This window comes from Pseudomonas sp. CCC4.1 (genome assembly GCF_035019225.1).
Taxonomy (GTDB): domain Bacteria; phylum Pseudomonadota; class Gammaproteobacteria; order Pseudomonadales; family Pseudomonadaceae; genus Aquipseudomonas; species Aquipseudomonas bubulae.
Genome location: NZ_JASJWL010000059.1, coordinates 19,116 through 28,091 on the forward strand (window position 1 = coordinate 19,116; position 8,976 = coordinate 28,091).

8 protein-coding genes, 1 tRNA gene and 1 pseudogene are annotated in these 8,976 nt (G+C 59.5%); 8 read left to right on the plus strand and 2 right to left on the minus strand.

All coding sequences use genetic code 11. The annotated features are described in order from the left end of the window. Positions 1-46: 46 nt before the first annotated feature. Complete coding sequence (locus QN377_RS18850) at positions 47-1,708, minus strand: OFA family MFS transporter (protein ID WP_095023763.1); 1,662 nt, start codon at positions 1,706-1,708, stop codon at positions 47-49. A gap of 291 nt (positions 1,709-1,999) precedes the next feature. On the opposite strand from QN377_RS18850, the gene QN377_RS18855 reads away from it, so the two are divergent. From QN377_RS18855 to QN377_RS18880, 6 genes are all read left to right on the plus strand, one after another. Beyond that, positions 2,000-4,207 carry an AsmA family protein gene (locus tag QN377_RS18855; RefSeq protein ID WP_322213963.1) on the plus strand — a complete coding sequence of 736 codons (2,208 nt, stop codon included), beginning with the start codon at positions 2,000-2,002 and terminating at the stop codon, positions 4,205-4,207. After that, entirely contained in the window at positions 4,204-5,271 is a 1,068-nt protein-coding gene (gene mutY / locus QN377_RS18860; RefSeq protein WP_095017761.1) for an A/G-specific adenine glycosylase, read from the plus strand. The genes QN377_RS18855 and mutY overlap by 4 nt, the downstream gene beginning before the upstream one ends. Then, positions 5,268-5,540 (plus strand): oxidative damage protection protein, encoded by a 273-nt coding sequence (locus tag QN377_RS18865; RefSeq protein WP_003438557.1) that lies wholly within the window; start codon positions 5,268-5,270, stop codon positions 5,538-5,540. Before mutY ends, QN377_RS18865 begins: the two co-directional genes overlap by 4 nt. Before the next feature lie 104 nt (positions 5,541-5,644). Continuing rightward, positions 5,645-5,720, plus strand: a tRNA-Phe gene (locus QN377_RS18870). A 163-nt stretch (positions 5,721-5,883) separates the two neighbouring features. After that, positions 5,884-6,354 (plus strand): hypothetical protein, encoded by a 471-nt coding sequence (locus tag QN377_RS18875; protein ID WP_095000780.1) that lies wholly within the window; start codon positions 5,884-5,886, stop codon positions 6,352-6,354. Positions 6,355-6,413: 59 nt separating this feature from the next. Then, on the plus strand, positions 6,414-7,310 hold the full coding sequence (locus QN377_RS18880) for an alpha/beta fold hydrolase (RefSeq protein WP_095000779.1): 897 nt from the start codon (positions 6,414-6,416) through the stop codon (positions 7,308-7,310). Between the two features lie 2 nt (positions 7,311-7,312). Here the strand turns inward: QN377_RS18880 and QN377_RS18885 are convergent, their stop codons facing one another. Further along, complete coding sequence (locus QN377_RS18885; RefSeq protein ID WP_095000778.1) at positions 7,313-7,558, minus strand: DUF1272 domain-containing protein; 246 nt, start codon at positions 7,556-7,558, stop codon at positions 7,313-7,315. Positions 7,559-7,909: 351 nt separating this feature from the next. Here QN377_RS18885 and QN377_RS18890 point away from each other — a divergent pair, with 351 nt between their 5' ends. Together QN377_RS18890 and QN377_RS18895 are read left to right on the plus strand one after the other, a co-directional pair. Further along, positions 7,910-8,515, plus strand: coding sequence for a biliverdin-producing heme oxygenase (locus QN377_RS18890; protein ID WP_095000777.1), 606 nt, complete (start codon positions 7,910-7,912; stop codon positions 8,513-8,515). Continuing rightward, positions 8,512-8,976: pseudogene (locus QN377_RS18895) on the plus strand (histidine kinase); the annotation flags it as partial. The gene QN377_RS18890 and the pseudogene QN377_RS18895, both read left to right, overlap by 4 nt.

The window sequence follows — 8,976 nt, forward strand, 5'->3', positions numbered from 1 at the left end:
GAGCGGGTTTGCTCGCGATGGCGTCAGCGCTGACTCAACACGTCAATCAGTGAAACAACACCGCCGTCTTCTGCACCGTTACCCACACGCCCCACAACAAGGGAATGCCCACGGCCAGCCAGGCTGCAATCACCAATGGCTGACTGCCCGGTGCGGCTTTCCACTCCAGCGACGTACTGGCGTCCGCGCCCTTGTCGTGCCCCAGCGCCTGTTCGGCGGCCAGCTCGGCGTCGGTCATGAAGTATTTGTCGGCCACCGGGCGTACCAGCAGGTTGCAGATAAAGCCCAACACCAGCAGACCGGCGAGGATGTACAAGGTGATGTCATACGCCGCCGCACGCTCCACACCGATGCTCAACTGATACTCGCGCAGGTAGTTGACCAGCACCGGCCCCAGCACGCCCGCCGCCGCCCAGGCGGTCAGCAGGCGACCGTGGATCGCGCCGACCATCTGCGTACCGAACAGATCGGCCAGATACGCTGGCACTGTGGCAAACCCGCCGCCGTACATCGACAGAATGATGCAGAACGCCGCCACGAACAGCGATACGTTGCCCAGATGGCCCAGGTTCGGAATCATCGCGTACAGCGCAAAACCCAGGGCGAAGAACACAAAGTAGGTGTTTTTGCGGCCCAGGTAATCCGAGAACGACGCCCAGAAAAACCGCCCGCCAATATTGAACAGACTCAGCAAACCGGTGAACCCTGCTGCAATCGCGGCGATCTGCGCCAGCTGCGCTGCATCCAGCTGGCTGAAGGTCAGATCATTGCCCAGCAACTTGCCCGCGAAGACTTCCTGCAGCAATGGCGAGGCCATGCCCAGAATGCCGATACCGGCCGATACGTTAAGGCATAGAACCAGCCATACCAGCGCAAATTGCGGAGTTTTCCACGCCACACTTACGTGTACATGGCGCTGGGTGATCATCGCGTTGGCCGCTTTTTTTGCCGGCGCCTTCCAGCCCTCAGGCTTCCAGCCGGTCGGTGGTACGCGATAAGACAACGCGCCGCCGATCATGAACACGAAGTAAATCGCCGCCATTGCGACAAAGCTCTGCCACACGCCCACACCGTCCGGCCCGGCAAAATGGTTCATCAATGCGGCAGCCAACGGTGCGCCCACCATTGCCCCGCCACCAAAGCCCATGATCGCCATGCCCGTAGCCATGCCACGCTTGTCCGGGAACCACTTGATCAGTGTCGACACCGGCGAGATATAACCCAGCCCCAGGCCGATACCGCCGATAACCCCAGAACCCAGCCACATCAGCCAGATCTGATGGGTATAAATACCCAATGCAGAAATCAGCAAACCGCCGCACCAGCACAAAGCCGACACCACACCGGCCTTGCGTGGCCCGGCATGCTCAAGCCAGCCGCCCCATACCGCGGCCGAGCAACCGAGGAAGATAAAGAACAGGGTGTAGATCCAGCCGAGCATCGAAATCGGCCAGTCGCATTGCGACGAGAACACTTGCGCGATAAAGCTCATGTCTGGCGCACAAGCCACAGGTGCAGTCACGCCCAGGGCTTTGGACAACGGCAGCCAGAACACCGAAAAGCCATAGGCCATGCCGATGCACAGATGGATGGCCAGAGCAGCTGGCGGCACCAGCCAGCGGTTGAAGCCGGGTTTGGCGATGATGCGCTCCTTGGACAGGAACGCAGGCGGCGAAGCAGAACTGCCCGCAGCAATGCTGATACTCATAGGTGTTTCCCCCAGGTAATGAAGTTATTTCCCCGGCACGCTCGCTCCCTGACTTTGGCGCTCTGTGGCACACAGTCGTTTTTATTGGATCGAGACGCGGCAATGTGCCGCAGAAGGCCCGAAAAACAAGCAAAGATTACCATTTGATCGCCAGCCTGGCCCTAACCTGATGTGGTCTTTGGCCAAGCAACTGATCCGCTACTATCCACCCCCCAGTCGGCATGCGCGTGGCGCTATACTCTGCGGCTGAATTTAAAACTTACTCTCACACAGACTTACAAGGACTCGCCCATGAAAGCGTTCGGCAAAATCCTGGGTCTGGTGCTTCTCGGATTGTTGCTGATCATCGTGGCCCTGGGCTTTGCCCTCAGCCATCTGTTCGATCCCAACGACTATAAAGACGAGATCCGCCAGATAGCCCGTGACAAAGCCCACATTGAGCTGACCCTCAATGGCGACATCGGCTGGAGCCTCTTCCCCTGGCTTGGCCTGGAACTGCACGACGCCAGCGTTGCCACTCTCGCAGCGCCGACCCAGCCTTTCGCCGATCTTCAGATGCTCGGTCTGTCCGTACGCGTACTGCCGCTGCTGCGCAAAGAAGTGCAGATGAGCGACGTGCGCGTCGAAGGCCTGAACCTGCGCCTGACCCGCGACAAGGACGGCCACGGCAACTGGCAGGACATCGGCAAGCCGGCCACCGCCGCCGCGCCAACCACCGGCACCGAGCCCGCTGCGAGCAACAAGCCTGAAAGCGCCGGCCAGCCCCTCAAGCTCGATATCGACAGCCTGACCGTGAACAACGCCCGGGTTGAATATAACGACGAGCAAAGCGGCAAGCAGTTCAGCGCCGAGAGCATCCAGCTGAGCACCGGCCCGGTTCACGAAGCTACCAGTATCCCGGTCAAGCTGACCGCCTTCCTGGGCACCAACCAGCCGGTGATGCGGGTCAAGACCGAAGTTGACGGCAAGTTGCGCTTTGACCGTGTACTCAAGCGCTATCAGTTTGAAGACATGAAGGTCACCGGCGAAGCCTCCGGTGAGCCGCTGCAGGGCAAGACCATGACGTTCGCCGCACAGGGGCAAATTCTGGTTGATCTGGCTGCGAACGTCGCCGAATGGAGCAGCCTGAAGATTTCAGCCAACCAGTTGCGCGCCCTGGGTGAGTTCAAGGCCAACAGCCTCGATACCACTCCGCAAATCAGTGGCGGCCTGTCGATTGCCCAGCTTGATCTGGCCCGGTTCCTCGACAGCATCGGCCACCCGCTACCTGCCATGGCGCCGAACAGCCTGAGCAAGGTCGAACTGGTCAGTCGCCTTTCGGGCACGCCCAGCAGCGTGACCTTTGACGAGCTGAACCTGAAAGTCGACGACAGCACCTTCACCGGCCTCGTCGCCATTGACGACTTCGCCAAACAAGCCGTACGTATTCAGCTCAAAGGCGACACATTCGACGCTGATCGCTACATGCCGCCCAAGTCGGCCGAAGCCAGCAGCGCCAGCGTTGCGCGCAAGGCTGAAGTACAGAGCAGCGAAGCCGGCGCCCTGGCCGCATCGGGCGACACGCCGCTGCCGGAGGCTCCGACCAAAAGCGGCTGGAGCACCGCCAGGATCATTCCGGTCACCCGCCTCAAGGCGCTCGACCTGAATGCTGATATCAGTTTTGGCCAACTGACCCTGAGCAAACTGCCGATACAAAACGCGGTGCTCAAGGCCAACAGCAAAGCCGGTGTCCTGACCCTGGAAAACCTCAGCGGTAACCTTTACAAAGGCAGCTTTGCCGCCAATGGCAGCCTGGACGTACAACCCATGCTACCGGTGGTCAAACTGCAGACCCGTATTACCAATGTGCCGGTGGAAAAAATCCTGCAAAGCCAGGGGCAAAAACCACCGGTGACCGGTCTGCTGACCCTCAACAGCAACGTCACTGGCAGCGGCAACAGCCAGAGCGCACTGATTTCCAGCCTCAACGGCACCGCCAGCTTTATGCTTAACGATGGTGTGCTGCTCAACGCCAACCTTGAGCAACAGCTGTGCAAGGGTATTTCGGTACTCAACCGCAAAACCCTGAGCGGCGCGCCCCTGGGCAAAGACACGCCATTCAAGGAGCTCAAGGGCACCCTGGTGTTCCGCAACGGTGTGGCCAGCAACCCGGACATGATCGTGCGCATCCCCGGCCTGAGCGTCAAAGGCGATGGCGACATCGACCTGCGCGTACTGGGCATGGATTACCGCATCGGCATCGTCATCGAAGGCGACACCCGCGCCATGCCGGACCCGGCCTGCCAGGTCGGCAAGAACTTTGTCGGCATCGAGCTGCCATTACGCTGCCGTGGCCCGCTGGAGCTGGGGGCCAAGGCCTGTCGTCTGGACAAGGAAGGGCTGGGCAAGGTTGCCGCCAAAGTGGCGGGCAACAAGCTCACTGACAAACTCGAAGAAAAGCTCGGTGACAAGGTCAGCCCCGAGCTCAAGAACGCGCTCAAAGGGCTTTTCAACCGATGAGAGATGAGCAGTTTTCAACCGCGGTGCTGGACTGGTATGACCAGCACGGTCGCCACGACCTGCCCTGGCAACAGGGCATCACCCCGTATCGGGTATGGGTCTCGGAAATCATGCTGCAGCAAACCCAGGTCAGTACCGTGCTGAACTACTTCGACCGTTTTATGGCTTCACTGCCGACGGTCGAGGCCCTGGCCGCTGCACCGGAAGACGAAGTACTGCACCTGTGGACCGGCCTGGGCTACTACACCCGTGCGCGCAACCTGCAAAAGACCGCCAAAATCGTTGTCGCCGAATATGACGGCCAATTTCCGCGGGATGTGGAAAAACTGGTCGATTTACCCGGTATCGGTTTATCCACAGCCGGTGCGATTGCCAGCCTGAGCATGGGTCTGCGGGCGCCGATTCTGGACGGCAACGTCAAGCGGGTACTGGCGCGCTACACGGCGCAAGAGGGCTACCCCGGCGAGCCCAAGGTGGCCAAACAGCTGTGGGCCACTGCCGAGCGCTTCACCCCCCACGACCGCGTCAACGCCTACACCCAGGCAATGATGGACATGGGCGCCACGCTCTGCACCCGCAGCAAGCCCAGCTGCCTGTTGTGCCCGCTTGAAAGCGGCTGTGAAGCGCACTTGCTGGGCCTGGAAACCCGCTATCCGATCCCCAAACCGCGCAAGGTCATCCCGCAAAAGCGCACGCTGATGCCAATGCTGGCCAATGCCGGGGGCGAAATCCTGCTTTACCGCCGTCCGTCGACCGGCTTGTGGGGCGGCCTGTGGAGCCTGCCCGAGCTGGATGACCTGCAGGACATCGAGCATCTGGCGCTGCAACACTCGCTGGCCCTGGGCGCGCAACACGAACTGACCGGCCTGACCCATACCTTTAGCCATTTCCAACTGGCCATCGAACCCTGGCTGATCCACGTCAAGGAGTCCGGTCATCACGTGGCCGAGGCCGACTGGCTCTGGTATAACCTCGCCACCCCGCCGCGCCTGGGCCTTGCCGCCCCGGTCAAGAAGCTGCTCAAACGCGCAGCCGACCTATTGAACGCTGGAGAGACGTCATGACCCGCACCATCATTTGCCGCAAGTACAAAGAAGAACTGCCTGCCCTTGAGCGCGCTCCGTTTCCGGGCGCCAAAGGCCAGGACATTTTTGACCACGTTTCGGCCAAAGCCTGGGCTGACTGGCAAAAACACCAGACCCTGCTCATCAACGAAAAGCGCTTGAACATGATGAACGCCGAAGACCGTAAATATTTGCAGGGCGAAATGGACAAGTTCTTCAGCGGCGAGGAATACGCACAAGCCGAAGGCTACGTTCCGCCAACCGAATAAACCCCGGTTTTAAAGGCTTTGATCCGTAAGCGACGGTAATAATTAAATATTTTTCAAAAAAGTGTTTGACGGGTTATCGAAAAAGGCTTCTAATGCGCCCCGTTGCCCAGATAGCTCAGTCGGTAGAGCAGGGGATTGAAAATCCCCGTGTCGGCGGTTCGATTCCGTCTCTGGGCACCACATTCAGTTTTGATGTGGTGTTCACACCACGCCAAAACAAAGAAAACCCGCCTAGTGCGGGTTTTTTTTTGGCCGTTATTTATACCCGGCGGCGCCACCTCTCTTGGCGATTGCAAAGAGATGGGGTTCAATCCTCTCATCAGCCTGCAAAGGACACACCTTCATGTCATCGCCAAAAAAGCAGCAAAAAAACGCGCAGCGGGCCAAAACCAAGGCCAAGCAGAATCGCGTGGGCAAACCGGCCAAAGCCTCGGCTGGCGCCCTGATCGACAACCCGTTCGATGACGTGAAAATCGACCTCAGCACCTTCAACTTCCAGGACATCCTCGACAACGGTTTTGACCCCGCTGACTACGATGACCTGTTCCAGGCCATGAAAGCCGCCGAAGCCATCAACCTGCAAACCCTGTGTGCAGTATTCCTGCAGTACCCGGTACTGGAACTGGTGATCTCGGAAGAAGAGGAAGAGCCGGCCACCGATTTTCTGATGGGCTTGCTGATCGAATACCGCATTGCCGTACATGGCGATGATGAAGACAGCGCCGTGGCCTGGATCGAAACCCCGGCATTCCAGAAAGCCTACGTCGAAGCTTCACGGCTGCTGACAGAACGCAACGCCCGGAGCGCGCACTGACAGCAGCCCTGCCCGAACCTGTCAGCCGGGCGTTCACCGAGCCTGCTGCTGACGGTTACCTGCTGGGCGGTTTCGAATGGCGCCAGCGCATACCGGACAGCACGCGAGCAGTGATCATCATCAACGCCGCCACCTCGGTGCGTTGCCAGTATTACTCGCGGTTTGCCGAATACCTGTTCCGCCAGGGCATGGACGTGATGCTGTTCGACTACCGCGGCATCGGCGCCTCACGCAGCGGATCGTTGCGCGGTTTTACGGCCTCCTGGTCGGACTGGGGCACGCTGGACGCAGAAGCGGTGCTCAAGCGCGCACAGCGCGAGTACCCCGGCCAGCCGATCGACGTGGTGGGCCATAGCTTTGGCGGTTGTGCGGCGGGCCTGGCGGCTTCCGGGCTGGCGATTCGCCATTTGGTCACAGTCGGTGCGCAATATGCCCACTGGCGCGACTACGCACCCGCACAGCGCTGGCAGATGCTCGCCAAATGGCACGGGGTCATGCCGTTGCTGACCCGCATGTGCGGCTACTTCCCCGGCAAGCGCCTGGGCTGGCTCGAAGATACCCCGGCGGGGGTGGTCAAGGACTGGGGCGCCTTCAGTACCCGCTACGAAAAACTCCCCAGCGCCCGAAGCTTCACTGCCCTGCCCTTTTGCTCGGTTACGGCCAAAACCCTCGCCATCAGCTTCACTGACGATCCTTTCGGTACTGTCGCGGCCATCGAACGCCTGCTGAACTACTTCAGTGCCAGCTCGCGTACGCATCTGCGTATCCAGCCGCAAGACATTGGCGAAACAGCCATAGGTCATTTCGCGTTTTTCCATAGCCGCTTTCAGGACAGCCTATGGCCGATTGCCTTGCAGTGGTTGCAACGCGGGGAGTTGAACGGGGATGTCCCGGGGCAGACAGTCTCTGTAAAAGCACCCTCTCCCTCGGGAGAGAGCCAGGGTGAGGGGCTTTAAAATCAACGCGCAGCACAGCCTTCAGGTTTGTACACCCGCTCACTGGACGGCGGATTGCTCGCCAACTTGCTCACCGGTCTACGCGGCCGGACCAACAGCTCGCCCCCGCAATTGGGGCAAAGACCACCTAGATGCTGCTCCGTACACGTCGCACAAAAGGTGCACTCGAATGAGCAAATCCGCGCTTGTGCTGAATCTGGCGGCAAATCGCAATCACAGCATTCGCAATTGGGGCGTAATTCGAGCATAAGCACCTCACATTGAACCGGTAATTTTCATCTTTACATTTAAGACGCTTCCTACGAAAAACCAACCCCGATCTAAGCCAAGAGAGCTGAATTCGGGAATGGCCTAAATGTATCCAACCTGCGATACACATCCTCGCCATTGCAAACCTTCGAAGCTGTGACGCAGCGCGTCACGAATTGAGCCTACCCAATAAGCATCCTGCTACGGGGAGAAGTCGAACCTGGGCGCACTCAAACAACCACTGTTCTGCCCGGTTTTGTAGCAAAATAATTGCACTTTTTTATTACCATGACCTCCTACAGTTATGAGCGCCTAATTCACGCGCCACACAGAGAGCCGTCCTACAAGGCATGTCAGAAGACCAACCTTTATCAGCGGTATCGCCCGTTCTGCACGAGCTACGCGCTGGCACTCATACACGCCATGTAGCCCTTGAAAAACGCCTGCCGTTCTTCAGCAATACACTCGACCTTGAACGCTACACGCGCCTGTTGAGCGCTTACTACGGCTTCTATCACGAGCTGGAGGAGCGACTGCAACACAGCCCCTGGATGACCCACGATTTCGACCTGCAGGCACGACTCAAAACACCCGCGCTGCGTCGGGATCTGCAGGCCCTGGGGGTCAGCATCCAGTCGCTTGCACTGTGCGAAACCCTTCCGGCATTGCACAGCCCCGCCTGCGTACTGGGTGTGTTGTATGTGCTGGAAGGCGCCACTCTGGGCGGCAACGTGCTGCGCAAGCAGATGTCGCAACGACTGGGCCTGGAGGGACACAACGGCTGCGCTTTCCTTTACGTGTACGGCGAGGCCACCGGGCGGCAATGGAAGGCATTCCTGGAGTTTCTGGGCAGCGTGCCCCTGGACGCCCGAGCGCGAGACCAGGCCGTACAGGCTGCCAGCTCAACATTTAGCTGTTTCGAGCACTGGCTCGAACGTCAGGAGGTTTTATTATGACCCCACAGGACCCTCAAGCCTTTGAACGCTTGCTGGCCAATTGTGCTGATGAACCCATTCGCTTTCCCGGGGCGATCCAGCCCCACGGCCTGCTCGTGACACTGACGGAGCCGGGGCTGCAGATCCAGCAGGTCAGTGCCAATGTGCTGACCCTGTTCGGCGTCAGTGCCGAATCACTGCTGGGCCTGCCACTGGCCGCCCTCAGCGGCTCCGAAGCCGCCAACGCAGTGCAGCAGGCCGCCGTCTACACCACGCTGGCCGATGCTCCGCCTTTGGCCCTGAACCTGCTGGGGCGTGAATACGAAGGCCTGCTGCACCGTGACCAGGGCATTCTGGTTCTGGAGCTGGAACTCAAACCCGATGACTCAGAAATTCACAGCACCATGGGCAAGGTGCGCAACCTGAGCCGTATGCTGCAACGCCTGCAAGGGGCCAAGACCCTCACCGCACTGTATGAAATC